Here is a 19122-nt window from a genome sequence, read left to right on the forward strand (position 1 = left end):
GGAAAAACAGTCGGAAAGTAGTGCCTCAGCCAGCAGTTCGAAAGGACCCATGCGACATTTTCGTTCCTTGAGCCCCGCTCAAACCGGCGCTCTTTTTTATCGCCTACCCGTTGAGCTGACGGCGCACAGTGCCCCCGAGCTTCTTGCAGTGGGGTTGGGTGGGACGTTGTACACGCCGGCAAATCGACCGAATCTGGTCAAGGATGTGCTGCGACAGCGCGACTTTGGCTGTGTTTCCATGGTGCTGTGCCTGGAGGATTCAATTCCTGACGGTGATGTTCTTAGCGCCGAAGAAGGAGTCATCTCGGCTCTTTCCACCCTGGCCTCCCGCGGCGAAAGCCTGCCGTTACTTTTTGTTCGGGTCAGAACACCGGAGCAAATGCTCTCGGTGGCGCGCCGGGCAGGTGCTGCAACAGAAGTGTTGACGGGTTTTGTGATTCCGAAGTTTGATAACGAATCTGGGGTCGCCGCCGCATTCCTGGATGCCCTGCACATCATTCAGGCTGAGTTGGGTCTTGACGGGGACTCACCAGGGGCAGGTGCTCCGCGGCACAGATTACGCATTATGCCCATCCTGGAATCTTCGGCCGTCATCCATCTGGAAAGCCGTGCTGCGGCACTAACAAACATTTACACGCTACTGGCCGCCAACCGCAGGGACATCTTGTCCGTCCGGATCGGTGCCACTGACATGTCAAGCGCCTTTGGTTTGCGCCGCTCCCGTGACCTCACCATTTACGACGTCAATGTCGTAGCGGGGGTCATTGGGGACATTGTCAATGTGCTGGGCAGGCCTGACGGTGGCTTTGTTATCTCCGGACCTGTCTGGGAGCACTACTCCAATACCGAGCGGGTGCTGCGTCCTCAATTGCGGACCACACCCTTCGCCCGGCCAGAGGAGCAGGAACTGCGCCAACGCATCATGACGGCTAACTTGGACACCCTTATCCGCGAGATTGAGCTGGATTTGGCCAACGGTTTGCTGGGAAAAACCGTCATTCACCCCACCCACGTGGCGTTGGTGCATGCCCTGAGCGTTGTCAGCCATGAGGAATACCTCGATGCGCTGGCCATTGCCGACAATGTGAACGGTGGTGCCGCGGCCTCCCCGTACGGCAACAAAATGAATGAAATGAAACCGCATCAGGCTTGGGCGCAACGGACTTTGCTGCGTGCGGATGCCTTTGGTGTCTCCGCACCCAACGTCACGTTCGTAGATCTTCTGGAAGCGAGCATGGCATGAGCATCTCCCAACAGCGTCCCTGGTCCGGCGATTTCGTTGCAGATCAGCTCGATGTGGCCATCCACAGTGACCCTCAGAGTGCCGTGGCAGTGCAAGATTTGGTCGGTTTGGCCCTCCGCCGCAATCCCAAGCGCGCCCATCTGCTGGTCTCCGCCGTTTTGGCGAAACACGTGCCCACCGAGCCCGCTTTAGTGATGGCTGCCGGTGAACTGCTGGGTGCCTTCGTGGCCAGTGAATTAGCGCTCATGCCGGACGACGGCGGCCACCCCCGGACGCTTCCGGCCACCGGAGAGTCCTCCCTCACCACCGCGGCTGCGCAGTTGAGCGCTGTCCTACAGGGTTCACCAGGGAAGCGGCACTCGGCTATCGCAGCCTTCGCGGAAACGGTGGCCGGGCTGCGAACAGTGGTGACCGACGCCGTCGTTCTTGGGTATGCCGAAACCGCCACCGGGCTAGGGCGCCTGGTGGCAAACTCATTGGGTGCCTACTATCTTCATTCCACCCGCCACGCCACGCCGTCAGTTGTTCCTGTGGCGGGTTTTGAGGAAGGGCACTCGCACGCCACCTCGCATGCTTTGGTTCCTACCGATCCGCATTGGTTGGATGGCAATGGGCCGGTTATTTTGGTGGACGATGAACTCAGCACGGGCTCAACTGTCATTAACACCATTCGTGAGCTGCACGCCTTGGTGCCGCACGCGGTGTACGTTATTGCGGCATTGATTGACCTTCGCAGCAGCAGTGATCGTGCGCGTTTTGATGCTCTGGCGACGGAACTGGATTGCAAGATTGCAGTGACGGCGCTGGGGAAGGGCCGGGTTGAGTTAGCGCCGGATATTCTTCCTAGAGCCGCCGAGCTCATTCAACGGTTGCAACCCCCGGCTTCCGTTAGCCCAGTGCCTGCCGCTAATCCCAAACCGGCGGGGCGCCTGTCTGTGCTTGAACTTTCCTCGGAAGACCTTACGCCCGTGCGCAGCGACCGTTTTGGCAACATCAGCCCACCCAATGCTGCTGACATTGACGTCATTGCCAAGGCGCTGTCCCACCTGGTGGGCACGCATAAGTGTCAAGGACCGCTGGTGGTGCTGGGTTGCGAGGAAAACATGTTCCTACCGCTGGCGGTGGCCAATACGTTGGCGAGTTTGCTGCCAGCTGGGGATGTGAGGTTCTCCACCACCACGCGATCCCCTATTGTTGCGCTCGATCAGTCTGGTTACGCCATTGCCGGCGCCCTCAGCTTTGCCAGCCATGACCTCACTCATGACGGGCCGGGCATTCGTTTTGCTTACAACCTCAATGGAACCGGCCAGCGCCCAGGTACTATTGTGGTCTTTCCCGAGCCGGGGACCAGCCGCGAAGATGTCCTGACGGGTAGCACTACGCCTGATCGCCCCGGTGCCGGACTCCAGCCGCTGGGACTTGCCCTGGCGGGGATAGCCGATGACGTCGTTCTCGTTTTGCTGCCGGTCGATACCCCTGTGCGCGGCAACCAACCCGCCAACATTCACAGCAGCATTCCCAGCAGCATTGATACAGAGGTCACGCCATGAGCACTTCTCCCCTTCCCTCCGCTCTCACCGGGCCGGACTTTGGCTCCTATGCGGCGCAGGACGTCTCCTGGCTGCTCAAGGATTTAAGCCACTTGGCTTTGGAGGCCCCCACAGCTGAGCGCGAGCGCGCCATTCAGTCCGGGGCGGCAAATTACGCCGAATCGCTGCCGGTGGAATACTCGCCCAGTGCGGAATATCAGGGGCTGTATCAGCAAGCAGTTGAACGCTCGGGTGAGCGGATTGCCACGGCGGTTGGTGTTGTGAGCGAGCTGGCTCTGGCGGCCCGGAACAACCAGCCGGTTCTGGTCTCCTTGGCGCGCGCAGGCACCCCGATCGGCATTTTGATGCGCCGCTGGGCTTTGCAAACTCACGGTGTGGACCTGGCGCATTTCACCATGAGCATTGTTCGCGGAGTTGGTCTGGATAAGACTGCCTTGCATTACCTGGCAGCACATTTTGATCCGGAACGGATCCTTTTTGTGGACGGCTGGACGGGCAAGGGCGCCATTTCACGCGAGCTAACAGCGGCCCTCGATGACTTTGCCGCTGAAACCGGTATCCGTTTCCCGGACGATCTGGCCGTGCTTGCCGATCCCGGGCATTGCGTATCAATGTTTGGCACCCGGGAGGACTATCTGATTCCCTCAGCCTGTCTGAACTCCACGGTGTCCGGGCTGGTCTCGCGCACCGTATTCAACGTGGAACACATTGGCCCGCAGGACTTTCACGGGGCAAAGTTCTACTCAGAGCTTGCCCCCAATGATGTGTCAAATGACTTCATCACTGCCATCTGTTCCCACTTTGATCGGGTGGGGCCGGAGGTCGAGCGCCAGCTCGCGTCCCACCGCGCTGCTGACCCGGCGCCGAGCTGGATTGGCTGGGATGCCGTGGAGCAAATCAGCACAAAGTACGGAATCAATAACGTCAATCTCGTCAAGCCCGGCGTTGGCGAAACCACGCGGGTGCTGCTGCGCCGGGTGCCATGGCGGGTGCTGGTCAATCCGGGCGCCAAGGGCGATATTGCCCACGTTCTGCTCCTGGCCGCCCAACGCGGCACCCCGGTGGAGGAAGTGCCGGATCTGCCCTATAGTTGCGTTGGTTTGATCCATCCGCAGTTCGATAAAAGCGCTGTGGGCGCGGATGGCAAGGCAGTGCATAACGCATGAGCACCTCAACGCTGGTGGCCTGCGACCTCGACAGAACTCTCATCTACTCCAAAAATGCGCTGTGGCTAACGGGGGCTGACAAGGATGCTCCGGCCCTGGTTGTTGCCGAAGTGTATGAGGGCGCCCCATTGTCCTTCATGACCTGCGCTGCCAAGGAACTCCTGCTCAGTGTGAAAGCTGCCGCCACGTTTGTTCCGGTCACCACCCGCACACAGGCCCAGTATGAACGTGTGCAGTTGCCCGGTGCCGTGCCCAACTATGCCATTACCTCCAATGGCGGGGTGCTCTTGCACCGGGGCATCCCTGATGCGCTTTGGCATGAACAGCTTTCGGCACGGATGGCGGCTGGCTGCGCGCCCGTAGAAACAATTGACGCTTATCTATCCAAACCCGATTTTGCGTCGTGGATCCTGCGTGTGCGCCGCGCCGAAGACCTCTTTGTCTACGCCATCATTGACCGCGAGGCTATGCCCGATTCCTTCTTGGTAGAACTGATGGCGTTGTGCGCCGACGCTGGCTGGAGCGTTTCGGTTCAGGGCCGGAAACTTTATTGTGTACCGCTGCCTATTAACAAGACGGACGCGCTGGCAGAGGTTGCCCGCCGCACCGGTGCCGGCACTGTCATCGCAGCCGGAGATTCTCTGCTGGATCAAGGCATGTTGGAGCACGCCGATCTCGCCTACCGTCCCCTCCACGGTGAATTGCACGACGCCGGCTACTCCGCCACCCACCTTCGTCTCACCTCCGTGCGCGGCGTTATGGCTGGGGAAGAAATCCTGCGCAGCATCCTGGCTGAACTCCCCTCCCCACCCCGTTGAGGTTGGAGATAACCCCCTTCCCCGACGCTGAGATTGGAGATAAACACCAACCTCCGGTTGGTGTTTATCTCCAATCTCAGCGGGGTGGATGTGCGGGGCGGGCGCAAAGCGCGGGGGTGAGGGCGGGGCGCGGAGGTGCGGTACGTGGTGGATGTAACGCGGTAGCGGTGAGGGTCAGGAGCTGCCAGGGCCACGAAGTGTCAGGGACATCAGGAGCGGCCTTCCTAGAGCTAGTGTCATAGTTTCTTTACCCCTACCGGTATGCTCAAGTCGTACTGATCACTTTGAGCCTGGGGGCACTGCGTCTTGTCTAAATCCCGTCCTACCCGCACGCTGGGCGCCACCGATTTCATTGTGGGCTCGGCACTAGCCTCCGTCCTTTTCTTAACAACAGCATGTGGGGGCGCTGCGGCACCCCAGGTGGTTCCGGCGTCGAGCACTCCAACGGTAAGCGCTTTGGCGATTGAAACACCCCAGCCTTCCTCTTCGGCCAATGATGCAACTCCGCTAGACAGTGACGGCGTCATCGACGCAGGTGATGCTGATCTGGCCTCACACGTGCAGCCACCGTTTGCCACCAAGGCCTTGGAAGTGCTCAAAACCCTGCCGATCAAGGGGCGGGCTCCAAAGACCGGTTACAGCCGCAGTGAATTTGGGCAGGCGTGGGCTGATGTGGATAGGAATGGTTGCGATACTCGCAACGACATCTTGAATAGGGACTTGAGTGCCAAAACGTTCAAGCCAGGCACACGCGACTGCCTGGTCCTCACGGGGGTTCTAGCCGATCCATACACGGCCAAGACCATCGATTTCATCCGGGGGTCAGCGACAAGCAGTGCTGTTCAGATAGATCATGTTGTTGCCCTGAATGATGCGTGGCAGAAGGGTGCCCAGCAGCTCACGGTTGCCCAACGTACAGCCTTTGCCAACGATCCTTTGAACTTGTTGGCCGTTGATGGTCCAAGCAACCAGAAGAAGGGCGCCGGTGACGCGGCCACTTGGTTGCCGCCCAATAAGAGTTTTAGATGTGATTACGTAGCCAGGCAGATCTCGGTCAAGGCGACCTACACTTTATGGGTGACTCAGGCTGAGCATGATGCCATGGCGCGGGTTCTGGAGGGTTGCGTTGATATTTCAGCGCCAACCAACCAGACTGCCGCCCCGGTTGAACCCGCGGCCGCCGAGCCAGCTCCGGTGGTCCCGGTGATCCCCGTGGAGGCAGCTATTGTGGCTCCTATTGAAGCCCCCGTTCAGGTGGCTCCGCCAGCAGCGCCCCCGGTCCCCGCTCCGGCCCCTCCTGTCTCGGCGCCAGAACCTTACTACCAGAACTGTTCAGCGGTCAGAGCAGCAGGAGCGGCGCCAATCCATATTGGCCAGCCGGGTTTTCAGGCTAAGTTCGATCGCGACGGCGACGGCGTGGGCTGTGAATAACGGGCGGCCGGCCCGAAAGTAAAAGAGGAATACTGCGCAGCTGGCAACTACCGGTGGATTAGCTAAAATTGATATGTGAGCTCTCGCAGCGACAAGCCTCTGGTCCCAGCCGTGTGGCAGCGCCATGACACGGTCATTTTGCCGTTGTGGCGTGAGCGGCTGTGCCTGGAAATGGGTGAGGTAGCGGCCGCCCGCTACTGTGCAGGGCTGTTTTTCGAGGACAGGCGTAGACCAATCGCCCAGTGGTTTAACCCGGCACTGAACGCGGCGCTGTTGGTTGGGATTGAGACTTCTGCGGAGTGGCCAGTTCAACGCTTTGGGTTGTTCTACGCCCCGGCGGGCGGTGGAGTGCTCAAAGTTCATATGACCACCCATGAGTGGTTCACCCGCACACCACAGAAGTCTCCCACTGAAGAAGAAGCCTTTGTGGGCGCCATCATCTCAGCTGAAGCATTCCTGCAAGTGGAGATGAACTTTATTTAGTTCATGCCGACTAAGCCCCCAGTGCCAACTTCACGCCTAGGAAGAGCATCACGACGGCAACTAACCCATCAAGTACCCGCCATGCCCCGGGCTTGGCAAAGACGGGTCGCAGCAGCTTAGCGCTGTAGCCCAACGCGCTGAACCAGATGACGCTGCCTAAGGCCGCACCTGCCCCGAACCACCAGCGCAGGTCGCCATGCTGGTTGGCCAATGTTCCCAGCAATAACACGGTGTCCAGGTACACGTGAGGGTTCAGCCAGGTCAGTGCCGTCAGCGTGAGCAGCACCGCCTTCCTACTCAGTCGGCCGTGCCCGCTATCTGCTGTCAGCGTGGAGGGTCGGCTGGCGCGTTTGGCCGCTAAAACGCCATAAAAAAGTAGGAATACGGCCCCTCCCAGCCTGATCACCACTACCACTGCCGGCACCGCCGTGATGAGCGTCCCGATCCCATATATGCCGCCAGCAATCAGCACAATATCGCTGAGCATGCAGAACAAAACAACGAGACCAACGTGTTCCTGGCGGATACCTTGGCGCAGGACAAATACGTTTTGCGCTCCGATGGCGATGATGAGGGCAAGTCCTGCCCCAAAGCCGGTAGCTATTGTTCCAAAAATGTTTAATGACATCACAAGCATTGAAACTACTAGCCTTACATCAGGTGGTACAGCTAATTATTCTATTGATACCTAAGGAAATCTAATGGTCGCCTTCCAAACCGAACAACTACACACCCTTCTTGCCGTTCTGGAACGCGGCACGTTCGAGGCTGCAGCGCAGCAGTTGCATGTGAGTGCCTCAGCCATTTCGCAACGCATCAAAGCGATGGAGCAAACTGCCGGGCAAATATTGTTGCAGCGAACCACTCCCATTACCGCCACATCGGCAGGGACAGTTGTGCACCGTCTTGCGCGTCAGCTGCGTCAACTCGAAGCTGACGCCAGTGTTGAGTTGGGTTTGCAGAGCACCGACCGGGCCTCGATTGCAGTTGTGGTGAATGCTGATTCATTGGCCACATGGTTCATGGACGCGCTTGCAACGTTAGTCCCGGATGGCACCCTGAGCTGTGAAGTTATCCGAGCTGACGAGCAACATTCCGTGGATCTTCTGCGCTCGGGTGAGGTGATGGCAGCCGTAACCGCCACGGCTGATCCCGTCCAGGGCTGTTCGGTGCTGCCTCTGGGTGCGATGACATACCGCGCGGTTGCCTCGGCGGCATTCATGAACCAATGGTTTCCGCAAGGATTCTCGACACAGCATTTCGCAGCAGCTCCAGCCATGCAGTTTGACCGCAATGACACCCTTCAAAGCAACTTTTTTACCGCCATGACGGGCTCCCCGCTCCTTGGCACCCAGCACTTCATTCCGGATACCCTTCAGTTTGGGGAAGCCGTCAAACGCGGGCTGGGATGGGGCCTGATACCCGAGTCGCATTGCCGCCTCGATCTTGACGCCGGGGAACTAATAGAATTACGTCCTGGCTATATTTCAAGCATTCCGTTGTTCTGGCAACGTTGGAAAATCAAGTCAGCAGCTCTGACGCAGTTGTCAGAGGCAGTGACCCAGGCCGCGGCCATGGCACTGACGTAGAACGCTACTGTAGATACAAGATCTCCCCAACACCACCCGCTAGGATAAACGCATGAGCACCACCTTCCAACGCCGTAACCAGACCGTTCTGGTCATCGGTCAGTTGCTCTCCGGGGTTGGTGTTGCCTCCGGTGTCGCCGTGGGAGGGATCCTGGCGGCTCAACTGGCAGGCACGACGGCGGCATCAGGCTTTGTACAAACGGCGTCGGCTTTGGGCGCGGGGCTGGTTGCCGTACCGTTGGCCAATCTGGCTGTGCGCTCCGGGCGACGTTGGGCTCTGAGCACAGGCTTTGCGCTCGGTGCTGTAGGCGCGGCACTGGTCCTACTGGCCGCAAGTCTTGGCCAGTTCTGGCTCATGGCCGCCGGCATGCTGTTTTTCGGATCCGCTACGGCAGCTGGCTTGCAGGCTCGTTATGCGGCTGTGGATGGAGCACCTCCGGAAAAAGCCGGACGTGCAATGGCGATCGTCATTTGGGCTACTACGGTGGGATCCGTGGCCGGTCCCAACCTCTCCGAGCCCGGCCGTTTGTTCGGCATTTCCCTTGGTTTAGTTCCTTTGTCGGGGCCATTCGTGTTCTCCTTCGTAGCATTTATCACTGCTGCTCTAGTGATTTCCGTGTTCTTTCTTGCACCCCGTCCGGCGCAGGAAGCTAGTCAGCTGCCATCCGCCAAGTTGGCCAGTCCTGTGGGTCCGGCCAGTGAAGTTAAGCCCGCCAAGGCGCACGGGGCATGGCGGGCGCTGCGTCTGGCCAGCCACAACCCGCGCGCACTGGCAGCGTTGGTGGCGGTCACTGGCGGGCACGCCATCATGGTTGGTGTCATGGTGATGACCCCGGTGGCCATGAACGCCCACGGCCATTCGTTGGAGATCATCGGAATCGTGATCAGCCTGCACATCCTGGGCATGTACGCCGCGAGCCCGGTTTTTGGCGTCCTGGTGGATAAGGTGGGCGCCGTGCCAGTCGTGCTGCTCGGTTGCGGTATTTTCTTGGCAGCCATCACCGTTGGCGCCATTTTTTCCGAGCGCAGCGACCCTTTCATGATGTCCCTGGCGCTCACCATGTTGGGGCTGGGCTGGTCGGCATGCCTGATCGGTGGCTCATCCCTACTGAACCAATCTGCCCCACACGAGCTCCGCGTGCCGCTGCAGGGCGCCAATGACATGATGATGAACTTTGGTGCCGCCGGAATGGCAGCCATCGCAGGCCCTATCCTGGCCCTGGGCGGCTTCTTTTGGGTCAATATGGCCGCACTCGTAGTGCTGCTACCCATGGTTGTGTTTGGTTTGCGTGCATTACGTTCGACGCCGGAGCCCGCCTCCGTGGATATCCTAGGCTAGCGTCTCGCCCGGCTTCCGAAGGTCGGCAGCTCGGGGGTAGCTATTACTTTTTGCACCCGGCAGACGTGGTGCGAAACGTAATAACTACCCCCGGGTGTGGAATCTACTTCCCAAGGATGTGACGCAGCGCGGATTCAAGGTCGTTGTGCCTGAATGTGTAACCACTTTCTTGGATCTTAGCTGCGGATACACGTTGGCTGGCGAGCGCCAGTTCGTTAGCGCCCTGATCCCCCAGTAACAGCCGCGGCGCCAGTGCGGGCACCTTCAACTTCGAGGGCCGGTGCAACACCGCACCTAAGGTATGCGCAAACTCTCGCGCAGTTACCGGTTGCGGCGCCACACCATTGAGCGGCCCGCTGAGCTGCGGAGTCAGCGCCGCGTGGACGAAGATCCCGGCGATGTCATCAATTCCCACCCAGCTCTGCCACTGCTCGCCACCCACGGGCCCGCCCGCCCCGGCCAGGTACAAGGGCAGCAGCCGTTGCAAAACCCCTCCTGCAGCGGAGAGCACAAGGCCGGTGCGCACATTCGCCACCCGCACACCTGCCTTTACCGCCGGGGCGCAGGAGGCTTCCCAGTCTCGGCAAACTCGGGCAAGGAAATCGGTACCGGCCGGGTCGCTTTCTACCAGTGGTCTCGGCGTTCCATCCTGCGCGGACGCGACACCAGCATGTGGATCGGAGCCGTAGTATCCCACCGCGGATCCGCAAACTAAGGTGCGCTCCACGCCGTCGGACGCTATATCCGCCAAAGTCTGCGCCACCAGCGTGGTGCCACGGACCCGACTTTGGTAAATAGCATCCTTAACTTCATCGGTGAATCGGCCCCCTATGGGGTGACCGGCCAGATGAATCACTACCTGTGCCCGGGCCAGGCCAGCCGAATCAAGCACTCCTGCATCGGGATCCCAGAAAATCTCATCGGAGGATTTCGGCGCACCCCTGACAAGCTTCACCACCGTGTGCCCACCTCCACCTAGCAAGGCACAGACCTGACGGCCAATCAACCCCGACGCCCCTGACACGGCAATGGTTAGCGGAGCCGAGGAATAGTTCGCATGAAAAGCCAGATCAGCTAGTAGCGTGCGCTCCCGGAAAGCAAACATGGCCGTGAGCTCGGCATCCATCTTTTTCTGCGCCCAAGCATTGCGGGCCACGGCGGGCAGCTCGTAATCCACTTCATCCACCATCACGGTGGTACCTGGCTGCGCACCATCAACAAATGAGTGTTTATGCGTCCACGCAGCCAACGGTCCCTTGTCCATAACATCCGTGAAACTGGTTCCCGGCGTCAGTTCGGTATGCAACGCGTCCCATCGAAGCTCGGGTCGTGTCCACTTCTTTCCGGCAAGGGAGGCGGGCAACAGTCCGCGCACAGACCCGGCGGCGGTTCCTAACCACATCCCGATATTGCCCGGGGCACCTACTCCGAGAGCCGCTCTGGAGCCAACGTTAATACCGTCGCTGGGCTCCGCCAAAGTGCTGCCAAAGAACGACGGCGTGAGCCGAACCAGTGCGCCGGGGCGAGTGAACCATTCAAAGACGTCGGGGCGCGGGTAAGGGATAGCGGTTTCGTAACGGAACTTGCTCATAAAGCCTCCTGGGTACGTGGTAGTTCCATCTTGCCCTATGTCACTGTGCGCATGCTGGCCGCCACGTTCTCAGAAGTTCCGCAGCTCTTGCTAGATTCAAGGTGCTGCACTGAACCGGCGTGGAAGGCCCTGACATGTTTTTACTTGACCCCCCGAACGTTTCCGCCTCTGCCAAGGCTGAATCACTGCTGATCTACTCCGCCTCGGATCTAGTCACAGCCAGTGGATGCCAATACAGGACCTTGCGGATTTTGGATGAGAAGCTGGGACGGGCAGGCAAGCCTGATTTCGCCAAGGACGCCATGCTTGAGCGTGCAGCCACACTTGGTGATGCCTTTGAACACAAGATCCTTGCTGAGCTGATCGACAAACACGGTCCATGGCAACCCGCTACGGGCAAGGGGGTGAAGTCCATTGCGCGTGGAGAGATGACGTGGACCAGTTTGGTGGCCAAGCGGGATGAAACCTTAGAGGCCTTGCGCGCAGGCGCTGATGTGGTCTTTCAGGCAACCTTTTTTGATGGGTCACTGGTGGGCTTCGCCGACTTCTTGATCAAGGAGGCTGACGGTTCCTACGCCGTCTGGGATACCAAGCTGGCACGGCATGCAAAAACTAGCGCCCTCCTGCAACTTGCCGCCTACGGGGATCAACTACAAAAATACCAAATTCCCGTGGCCCGCCAAGCTAGCTTGGTGCTGGGCAATAGAAAACACAGCAACCACCCCATGCCTGACCTGCTGCCGGTATTCCGAGAACGCCGGGATCGTTTCCTTGCCTTGACGGCTGCACACCGGGCCCAGCCGCAACCGGTTGCCTGGCGCCAGGACGGAATCTCTCACTGCGGCAGGTGCGATTATTGCGCTCAACAGGTACAAGATCACCACGATCTTCTGCTGGTGAACGGAATGAGCAGCTCCCAACGCCGCAAACTCATGGCTGCGGGCATCACCACCATTGATGCCCTCGCAGCCATGGCCCACGCACCGGGGGCGCTGGCACGTCTGCGTGATCAGGCCAGGATGCAGCTTGGCCTGGAACCTGCAGATGGGTCAGCTCTTGCAGGGAAAGGAAATCACACACACAAGGTCAGCTACAAAGTACTCAAAGACAGCGTCAGCAAACTTCCCCAACCCAGCAGTGGGGATATTTTCTTTGACTTTGAAGGTGATCCGCTGTGGCAGGATCCGGTCACCGAGAAGTGGGGTATCGAGTACCTATTTGGCTCCATCGAGGCCCCTGACCCAGCATCTCCGGCCGGTACCAAAGAAAAATTTGTCCCGTTTTGGGCGCATTCCCGCACAGAGGAACGCATAGCATTCATGGCATTCCTTGACTACGTGCAGACCCGCCGTGCAGCCCACCCAGACATGCATGTTTATCATTACGCACCCTATGAAAAGTCGACGCTGCGGAACCTTTCAGTTTTCCACGGTGTGGGTGAGGACATTGTGGATGAGTGGCTGCGTGCGGGCCTACTCGTGGACCTGCTGGACACGGTCCGCCAATCGGTGCGGATCTCCGAGTCTTCGTATTCCATTAAAAAACTTGAGCCATTTTATATGCCGGCTGCTCGCAGCGGTGAGGTGACAGACGCCGGAGCATCCGTGGTTGCGTACGCAAGTTACTGTGCAGCGCGCGACGACGGATTGGCAGGTAATACTGCCAGGGCGAAGGAAGCCGGGCAGATTCTTGCCTCCATCTCCGATTACAACGAGTATGACTGTCTTTCCACTCTGCGCCTGCGTGACTGGTTATTGGCAATAGGAGCCGGGCTCGCAGTACCAGCGTGGTCGGAGGGTAGCGGCAAGCTGGCCGTTCCTGAGATCAAGGAAAGTATCCACGAGTACACTGCGGCTGAGCTGACGCTGCATGCCTTTATTGAGAATCTGGCCCAAGAGAAGGGTCATGAACAAACTGCTGATGAAAATGCCATCGCCATGGTGGCTGCCGCTGCCAGCTACCATCGCCGTGAAGACAAGCAGTTTTGGTGGGGCCACTTCGACCGGCTGGAGAAGTCCAGTGATGACTGGGCCCAGGAACGGAACATCTTCTTGGTGCAGGACGCCCAGGTGCTTGAGGACTGGGAGAAGCCAACACCGCGCGCCAGGACCGAGGTCCGCACGCTCAAACTGACGGGAACGGCCACCGAAGGCTCGGATTTCCGTTCAGGGACATCCTGGTTTGGCATGTTTGACTCCCCTCTTCCGGACGGGATGGGAGAGGAGCTCCAAGACCCCACCGCTCGGGGCGGGCTTTTCAACATCACCATTGTGGAGGATACATCGGATCCAGCAACTCCGGAGTTGACCACTTTGTTGGTGCAGGAAAAATCAACCACTAAGGTCTCCTCCTACAACCAGCTGCCCATGGCGCTAACACCGAACAAGCCCGTTCCCACGGCCAGCATCCGGGCAGCTTTGGCGGACCTTGCGAACTTAGTGGGCAGCACGCTGCCCCACCTGCCCAAGCATCCAGGCATTGAGATTCTGCGCAAGTCACCGCCAAGGCTGGCCAGCGGGGGGACCCTGCCATCCGCCGTCGTGCACGGGCGCGGGGATGAGCCGGGGGATGGGCACGGGGATGAGCACAGGGATGGGCACAACCACCAACAGTATGACTACATCAGCGCCATCACCTTGGCCGTGCTTGATTTGGATCATTCCTATGTGGCCGTCCAGGGACCGCCCGGAACCGGTAAGACGCATGTTGGTTCTCACGTCATCGCAAACCTCGTGGCAAAAGGTTGGAAAGTGGGGGTGGTTGGCCAATCACACGCCGTGGTGGAAAACATGCTCCGCGCAGCCATTGAAAAAGCCGGTGTTGATCCCCAGCGGGTGGGCAAGAAGCTTCCAACTCCTCACGAGGTCCCGTGGCACATCACCGATGAAAAACAGTTCGGCAAACTCTTAAGCGATGAAGGGGGCGCGCTGATTGGCGGCACGGCATGGACCATGACCGGGGCAGGTATTCCTGCTGGTGCACTTGATCTGCTGGTCATTGACGAGGCTGGGCAGTACTCCCTGGCCAACACCCTGGCGGTGGCACAATGCGCCCAACGGTTGTTGCTGCTGGGTGATCCACAACAGCTGCCGCAGGTGACACAGGGTTCGCACCCGGCACCTGTGGACGAGTCGGCACTGGGCTGGCTTTCTGCCTCGCATGCCACCTTGCCGGCGGATATGGGCTACTTTCTGGCTGACTCGTGGCGCATGCACCCCACCCTGTGTGCGGCCGTCTCGGAGCTAAGTTACGAAGGCATGCTTAAGTCCGCCCCAGCCGCTGAACTGCGCTATTTGGCAGGGAAAGCCCCAGGGGTAGAAACCGTCTTCGTCTCCCAAGCACGTGGCAGCGAGAGGGACAATGTGCAGTCTTCCCCCGAGGAAGCCGCTGAGGTGGTTGCCCAGGCCAAGGCCCATATTTCTCTCTTATGGACCTCCGACGCCGGCAAAACGCCCCGTCCGCTCGCACAGGAAGACATCTTGGTGGTGGCTGCCTACAACGCCCAAGTTCACGTGGTGCGCGGGGCTTTGGAGGACGCCGGATTAACAGGAGTGCGGGTTGGTACAGTGGATAAATTTCAAGGCCAGGAAGCCGCCGTGGTCATTGTGAGCATGGCATGTGCAGACCCCACGGCAGCACCACGCGGCATGGAGTTTTTGTTGAATCGGAACCGTATTAATGTGGCCGTTTCGCGTGGTCAGTGGCGCGCCGTCATCATTCGGTCACCGCAGCTGAGCAATTTCATGCCCAGCAAACCTTCCGGCATGGCCGAGCTGGGGGCGTTCATAGGTCTGTGCAACTCTGCTGCTGCCACAGAGTGAGGCTTTGTGGCATGATCACGTACATGTTGCATGCACCTTCGGCTCGGGCAAGACACAGACGCCTGCGCATTTTGGGCATGCTCGTGTGCGGGGCATTAGCGGCCACGCTGGCGGGCGTTCTTGGCGCCTGGTTTTATGCTCCAGCAGTTGGCTGGGCCGTTGCGGCACTGATTTACAACGCTTCGGTGTGGTTCACCATCATTCCCATGGATGCCGAACGCACCGCTACTCACGCTGTGGAGGAAGACCCTGGCCGGCAAATCTCGGATCTGCTGATTTTGCTGGCCGCATTGGGCTCACTGGCTGCAGTGGTACTGGTGATGGTGGGCAGCAAAGACGCAGCAGGAACGGGAAAATTCCTGCTTGCCCTACTGGCCCTGAGCACCACAGCCATGTCCTGGCTCATGGTCCACACGCTGTTTACACTGCGCTACACCGAAATTTACTATGGCGGGGAGCCCGGTGGAATTCAGTTCAACCAGGACGCGCCGCCACAGTATACGGATATTGCTTACATGGCCTTTAGCGTGGGCATGACCTACCAAGTCTCGGATACCAACATCACCACACGCACCATGCGCTCAGCGGTGTTGCGCCACAGCCTGCTTGCCTTTGTTTTTGGTACCGGGATTCTGGCCACAACCATTAACTTGGTGGTTAGCCTCGTCGCCTAGTTTGGGCCGGCCGACTTAGGGCAGCTGCCACACTGCTAGGAAAGTGCCCCGCCAAAGAACGCCTGGGTAATCTGCGCCAAGTAGTAAGGATCAGCCGTGCCGCACAGCTCCCGGGCAGAGTGCATTGAAAGCAGCGGCGTTCCTACATCCAAGGTTCGGATCCCCAAACGCGTGGCTGTCAATGGACCGATCGTGGACCCACACGGGACATTGTTGTTAGAAACAAACTCTTGATACGGAGCACCCGCAATGGCGCAGAGCGTTGCCCACAGCGCCGCTCCCACACCGTCGGTGGCGTAGCGCTGATTAGCGTTGATCTTTAGCAACGGACCCCCGTTGAGCACTGGAAGGTTCACCGGGTCGTGCCGCTCCGAGTAGTTCGGGTGGACGGCATGTCCGGCGTCCGCTGAGATGCACAACGAGTTGGCGAAGGCTCGACGGCGTTCACTTTCAGTCGCGCCCAGTCCATCCGAGACCCGGGTCAAGACATCTTCCAAAATAGGCCCGCAGGCGCCTGAGCGGGAGCCTGAACCAATTTCCTCGTGGTCGAAGGCTGCAAGGACCGGAATCATTGGCTTGCCACCGTCTTTTGCTGATTCACCGGCTTCTGCCACAGCGATGAGCGCCAGCAGGCTAGCGTGCACTGATGTGAGATTGTCCATGCGGCCGGCGGCGAAAAATTCATTGTTGGCCCCAAACATCTGACCAGGTTGGGTATCCGCCACCACAATGTCGTAGCCGCCAATGCTCTTAACGTCCACGCCGGCACGGTCTGCCAGGAGCTTGAGCAGATCTTCTTGCGCCGGGTCACCTTGGCCCCAAACAGGGTTCATATGCTGTTGCTTTTCCAGCTTCAACCCATCATTGACACCACGGTCAAGATGGATGGCCAGTTGCGGGAAGCGCAGGAGCGGCCCCGTGGCGACAAGTGTTTCCTTGCCAGCTAAGTCAACTAGACGTCCCGCGAATTGCAGTTCGCGATCCAGCCACGAATTGATCAGCGGACCACCGTAAACCTCCACACCTGCCTGGAGCCAACCGAAACGGCCAGTGGTGGGTTTCGGTTTGAGCTTGAAAGATGGTGAATCCGTGTGGGAGCCCAAAATGTTAAAGCCCGTGGTCTGGTTCGCCGTTTCAGGTACTATCCACGCAATAATTGCCCCGTCCCGGATGACAAAACACTTACCATGCACGGGCCATGCCGCGTCTTCTTCGAGTTGACTGAACCCGGCAGCTTTCAGCCGCCGCCCTGCCTCGCAGGCTGCATGAAAACTCGATGGCGACGCTTCGATGAAGTCTCGCAGGTCCAGGATGTGTGCAACGGAAGTCATACCTTGATTCAATCATGAACACTCAGTGGGCGTGGCACCCTCCCATCGAGCCTTAGCAGCGTTAGTAATCTGAATTACTGGGGATGACCATGCCGGTTTCGTAGGCGTAAACCACTACCTGAACCCTGTCCCGCAAATGAAGTTTGGTGAGAATTCTCCGCACGTGTGTCTTAACCGTGGCTTCGGAGAGGAAAAGTTTGTGGGCAATCTCGGCATTGGAAAGCCCTTGGGCAATGCACTGCGCCACATCAAGTTCTCGCGGGGTGAGTTCTTCAAGAAGCGGGTCAGGATGTGTTGCCGCGCGGGCCCGGCTGCCACGCACAAAATTCTCTAAAAGCCGCTGAGTCACCCGTGGCGCCACCACTGCATCTCCGCTGGCTACTAATCGAACAGCTTGTACCAATTCCGCCGGCGCAACGTCCTTGAGCAGGAACGCACTAGCACCGGCCTGTAAACCAGCAAAGGCATATTCATCCAGGTCGAAGGTGGTCAGGATGATGATCCGTGCTTGTGAAGGGGATGCGCTGATCTTTTCCGTGGCTTCAATACCATCCATGAGTGGCATGCGAACATCCATCAGCACAACGTCTGGCTCCAGCTTGCTCACGGCAGTTAGAGCCTCTAGCCCATTGGAGGCTTCACCCACTACTTGGAGATCGCCTTCGCCCTCCAGGATCAGCCGAAATCCCATACGCAGCAGCGGCTGGTCATCCACCAACAGGACCTTAATGACTTCTGCCCGCTCGGCGCTGCCCTCAACCGCTGTCTCATTCATTGCTTGCTCCTTCATTCCGAACCCTCTGCGGGATGCAGCACGGCGTTAACACTCCAGCCGCCGTGCGGGGCCGGTCCGGCGTCGACAGTTCCGGCAAAAATTCCTGCACGTTCCCGCATTCCTACAATGCCACGGCCCGTACCAATCGAGGTATCTACAGTGCCGCGTCCGTCATCGTAGACCTGAACCAACAATTGCCCATGAATTAGCTTATTTTCAATGCAGACCCGCACCCGTGAGACAGCCGTCCCGTAACGCAGCACGTTCGTTAGTGATTCCTGGACGATTCGGTAGACGGTCAATGCAAGCGCGGGGTCTTCTGGGACGGGTGGGCCTGTTTGGATGACGGTGATGGGCAGACCGGCCTGCCGGAATCCCTCAATCAGGGCACCCATGTCAGTGTGGAGCGGCTGTGGCGAGCGGCTTTCACCAGCATCTTCACGTAAGACTCCCAACACGCGGCGCATATCAGCCAGTGCCGTGCGGCCGGTCTGTGACAACTGCCCCAGCACTTCGCCCGCCTTTGTTGGATCGCGCTTGACCACCACGGCGGCCCCATCGGACAGGGCCACCATGACGGTGAGCGAATGAGCCACAACGTCGTGCATTTCCCGTGCGATTCGGTTGCGTTCAGCCACTGAAGCAAGCTGGGCGTTGCGGATGGCCCATTGGCGCAGTTCAGCGTCATGTTGGCGCCCGCTACGTACCGTGGAGCCAATCCCGGTGGCGATGATGTTGGCCAGCAACATCATAATGGTTGAGATAATGGTGGTCTGACTTGCGGTGGGGCCATCAACAACAAGATATTCGCTGGGAAATTGATAGATGAAAAGTGTGTACAAACTCAGCGGAATAGCCACACCCACTGCCGCAGAGAAACTCAACAATGGCCGGTACTTCACGGCAAGAGCATAAAGGGCGAACCAGAGGCTCACACCAATATTGCTGGCATTTGGTATCACCGCGATATTGATAATCTCAAAAACTAGCAGGATCGCCAACACTGTTAGGGGCTTGTCCCGCCGGAACATCAACACGGCGGTACAGGCCAGCACGATGCTAAAGTGCGCGACTAAATTTGTTTCGTAATCACCACTCCGGACCACCCCGGAACCAGCGGCCAAATAACACAAAACCACCACCACATCCATGATGCGAGGGTGGGCGTGAAAGTAACTTCTAATGACGCCACGGCGGCGGTCCGTAAATTCTGCGGCCCGCCGCTCAGCGGAAGGTGAATCGGCGGGGGTCACGGCCGTTCGTTCCGCGTCCCCCGCCTGGTCATATGTGCGCATAAGTGTGAGCTTAGGT

General features: G+C 58.9%; 15 protein-coding genes. 10 read left to right on the plus strand and 5 right to left on the minus strand.

From position 1 onward, the window contains the following. Positions 1-49 precede the first annotated feature (49 nt). From AAFM46_RS16175 to AAFM46_RS16200, 6 genes are all read left to right on the plus strand, one after another. Complete coding sequence (locus tag AAFM46_RS16175; protein ID WP_343318813.1) at positions 50-1243, plus strand: HpcH/HpaI aldolase/citrate lyase family protein; 1194 nt, start codon at positions 50-52, stop codon at positions 1241-1243. Continuing rightward, positions 1240-2793, plus strand: coding sequence for a phosphoribosyltransferase domain-containing protein (locus AAFM46_RS16180; RefSeq protein WP_343318814.1), 1554 nt, complete (start codon positions 1240-1242; stop codon positions 2791-2793). Before AAFM46_RS16175 ends, AAFM46_RS16180 begins: the two co-directional genes overlap by 4 nt. Beyond that, on the plus strand, positions 2790-3959 hold the full coding sequence (locus AAFM46_RS16185; protein WP_283528813.1) for a cysteine protease StiP family protein: 1170 nt from the start codon (positions 2790-2792) through the stop codon (positions 3957-3959). The genes AAFM46_RS16180 and AAFM46_RS16185 overlap by 4 nt, the downstream gene beginning before the upstream one ends. Further along, positions 3956-4777, plus strand: coding sequence for an HAD family hydrolase (locus AAFM46_RS16190; RefSeq protein WP_343318815.1), 822 nt, complete (start codon positions 3956-3958; stop codon positions 4775-4777). Before AAFM46_RS16185 ends, AAFM46_RS16190 begins: the two co-directional genes overlap by 4 nt. A gap of 306 nt (positions 4778-5083) precedes the next feature. Next, the gene (locus AAFM46_RS16195; RefSeq protein WP_343318816.1) at positions 5084-6208 is read left to right on the plus strand and encodes a DUF1524 domain-containing protein; all 1125 of its coding nucleotides are present in this window, start codon (positions 5084-5086) and stop codon (positions 6206-6208) included. A 75-nt stretch (positions 6209-6283) separates the two neighbouring features. After that, positions 6284-6691, plus strand: coding sequence for a hypothetical protein (locus AAFM46_RS16200; protein WP_283528807.1), 408 nt, complete (start codon positions 6284-6286; stop codon positions 6689-6691). 10 nt (positions 6692-6701) lie between these two features. On the opposite strand, the gene AAFM46_RS16205 is transcribed toward AAFM46_RS16200, so the two are convergent. Next, entirely contained in the window at positions 6702-7319 is a 618-nt protein-coding gene (locus AAFM46_RS16205; protein ID WP_343318817.1) for a LysE/ArgO family amino acid transporter, read from the minus strand. A 73-nt stretch (positions 7320-7392) separates the two neighbouring features. Between AAFM46_RS16205 and AAFM46_RS16210 the strand changes: the two genes are divergently transcribed. After that, entirely contained in the window at positions 7393-8280 is an 888-nt protein-coding gene (locus AAFM46_RS16210; protein WP_343318819.1) for a LysR family transcriptional regulator ArgP, read from the plus strand. A gap of 52 nt (positions 8281-8332) precedes the next feature. Further along, a complete protein-coding gene (locus AAFM46_RS16215) occupies positions 8333-9619 on the plus strand; it encodes an MFS transporter (protein WP_343318820.1) in 1287 nt (428 codons plus the stop codon). 103 nt (positions 9620-9722) lie between these two features. Here AAFM46_RS16215 and AAFM46_RS16220 read toward each other — a convergent pair whose 3' ends face one another. Further along, positions 9723-11210 (minus strand): TIGR01777 family oxidoreductase, encoded by a 1488-nt coding sequence (locus AAFM46_RS16220; protein WP_343318821.1) that lies wholly within the window; start codon positions 11208-11210, stop codon positions 9723-9725. Positions 11211-11344: 134 nt separating this feature from the next. Between AAFM46_RS16220 and AAFM46_RS16225 the strand changes: the two genes are divergently transcribed. Then, positions 11345-15031 carry a TM0106 family RecB-like putative nuclease gene (locus tag AAFM46_RS16225; RefSeq protein WP_343318822.1) on the plus strand — a complete coding sequence of 1229 codons (3687 nt, stop codon included), beginning with the start codon at positions 11345-11347 and terminating at the stop codon, positions 15029-15031. Positions 15032-15042: 11 nt separating this feature from the next. Continuing rightward, positions 15043-15705, plus strand: a complete 663-nt coding sequence (locus tag AAFM46_RS16230) for a DUF1345 domain-containing protein (protein WP_343318823.1) — start codon at positions 15043-15045, stop codon at positions 15703-15705. A 35-nt stretch (positions 15706-15740) separates the two neighbouring features. Here AAFM46_RS16230 and AAFM46_RS16235 read toward each other — a convergent pair whose 3' ends face one another. The 3 genes from AAFM46_RS16235 to AAFM46_RS16245 form a co-directional block, all read right to left on the minus strand. After that, positions 15741-17036, minus strand: a complete 1296-nt coding sequence (locus AAFM46_RS16235; RefSeq protein ID WP_343318825.1) for a M18 family aminopeptidase — start codon at positions 17034-17036, stop codon at positions 15741-15743. A gap of 61 nt (positions 17037-17097) precedes the next feature. Further along, a complete protein-coding gene (locus AAFM46_RS16240; protein ID WP_343318826.1) occupies positions 17098-17811 on the minus strand; it encodes a response regulator transcription factor in 714 nt (237 codons plus the stop codon). An 11-nt stretch (positions 17812-17822) separates the two neighbouring features. Further along, the gene (locus AAFM46_RS16245) at positions 17823-19106 is read right to left on the minus strand and encodes a histidine kinase (protein WP_343318827.1); all 1284 of its coding nucleotides are present in this window, start codon (positions 19104-19106) and stop codon (positions 17823-17825) included. Between the last annotated feature and the right edge of the window lie 16 nt (positions 19107-19122).

Source organism: Arthrobacter sp. TMP15 (assembly GCF_039529835.1).
Taxonomy (GTDB): Bacteria; Actinomycetota; Actinomycetes; order Actinomycetales; family Micrococcaceae; genus Specibacter.

Bases quoted from the DNA above. Each gene is read 5' to 3' on its own strand.
- AAFM46_RS16175 (WP_343318813.1), top strand. From the start codon at position 50: ATGCGACATTTTCGTTCCTTGAGCCCCGCTCAAACCGGCGCTCTTTTT.
- AAFM46_RS16180 (WP_343318814.1), top strand. From the start codon at position 1,240: ATGAGCATCTCCCAACAGCGTCCCTGGTCCGGCGATTTCGTTGCAGAT.
- AAFM46_RS16185 (WP_283528813.1), top strand. From the start codon at position 2,790: ATGAGCACTTCTCCCCTTCCCTCCGCTCTCACCGGGCCGGACTTTGGC.
- AAFM46_RS16190 (WP_343318815.1), top strand. From the start codon at position 3,956: ATGAGCACCTCAACGCTGGTGGCCTGCGACCTCGACAGAACTCTCATC.
- AAFM46_RS16205 (WP_343318817.1), bottom strand. From the start codon at position 7,319: ATGTCATTAAACATTTTTGGAACAATAGCTACCGGCTTTGGGGCAGGA.
- AAFM46_RS16210 (WP_343318819.1), top strand. From the start codon at position 7,393: ATGGTCGCCTTCCAAACCGAACAACTACACACCCTTCTTGCCGTTCTG.
- AAFM46_RS16215 (WP_343318820.1), top strand. From the start codon at position 8,333: ATGAGCACCACCTTCCAACGCCGTAACCAGACCGTTCTGGTCATCGGT.
- AAFM46_RS16220 (WP_343318821.1), bottom strand. From the start codon at position 11,210: ATGAGCAAGTTCCGTTACGAAACCGCTATCCCTTACCCGCGCCCCGAC.
- AAFM46_RS16225 (WP_343318822.1), top strand. From the start codon at position 11,345: ATGTTTTTACTTGACCCCCCGAACGTTTCCGCCTCTGCCAAGGCTGAA.
- AAFM46_RS16230 (WP_343318823.1), top strand. From the start codon at position 15,043: ATGATCACGTACATGTTGCATGCACCTTCGGCTCGGGCAAGACACAGA.
- AAFM46_RS16235 (WP_343318825.1), bottom strand. From the start codon at position 17,036: ATGACTTCCGTTGCACACATCCTGGACCTGCGAGACTTCATCGAAGCG.
- AAFM46_RS16240 (WP_343318826.1), bottom strand. From the start codon at position 17,811: ATGAATGAGACAGCGGTTGAGGGCAGCGCCGAGCGGGCAGAAGTCATT.
- AAFM46_RS16245 (WP_343318827.1), bottom strand. From the start codon at position 19,106: ATGCGCACATATGACCAGGCGGGGGACGCGGAACGAACGGCCGTGACC.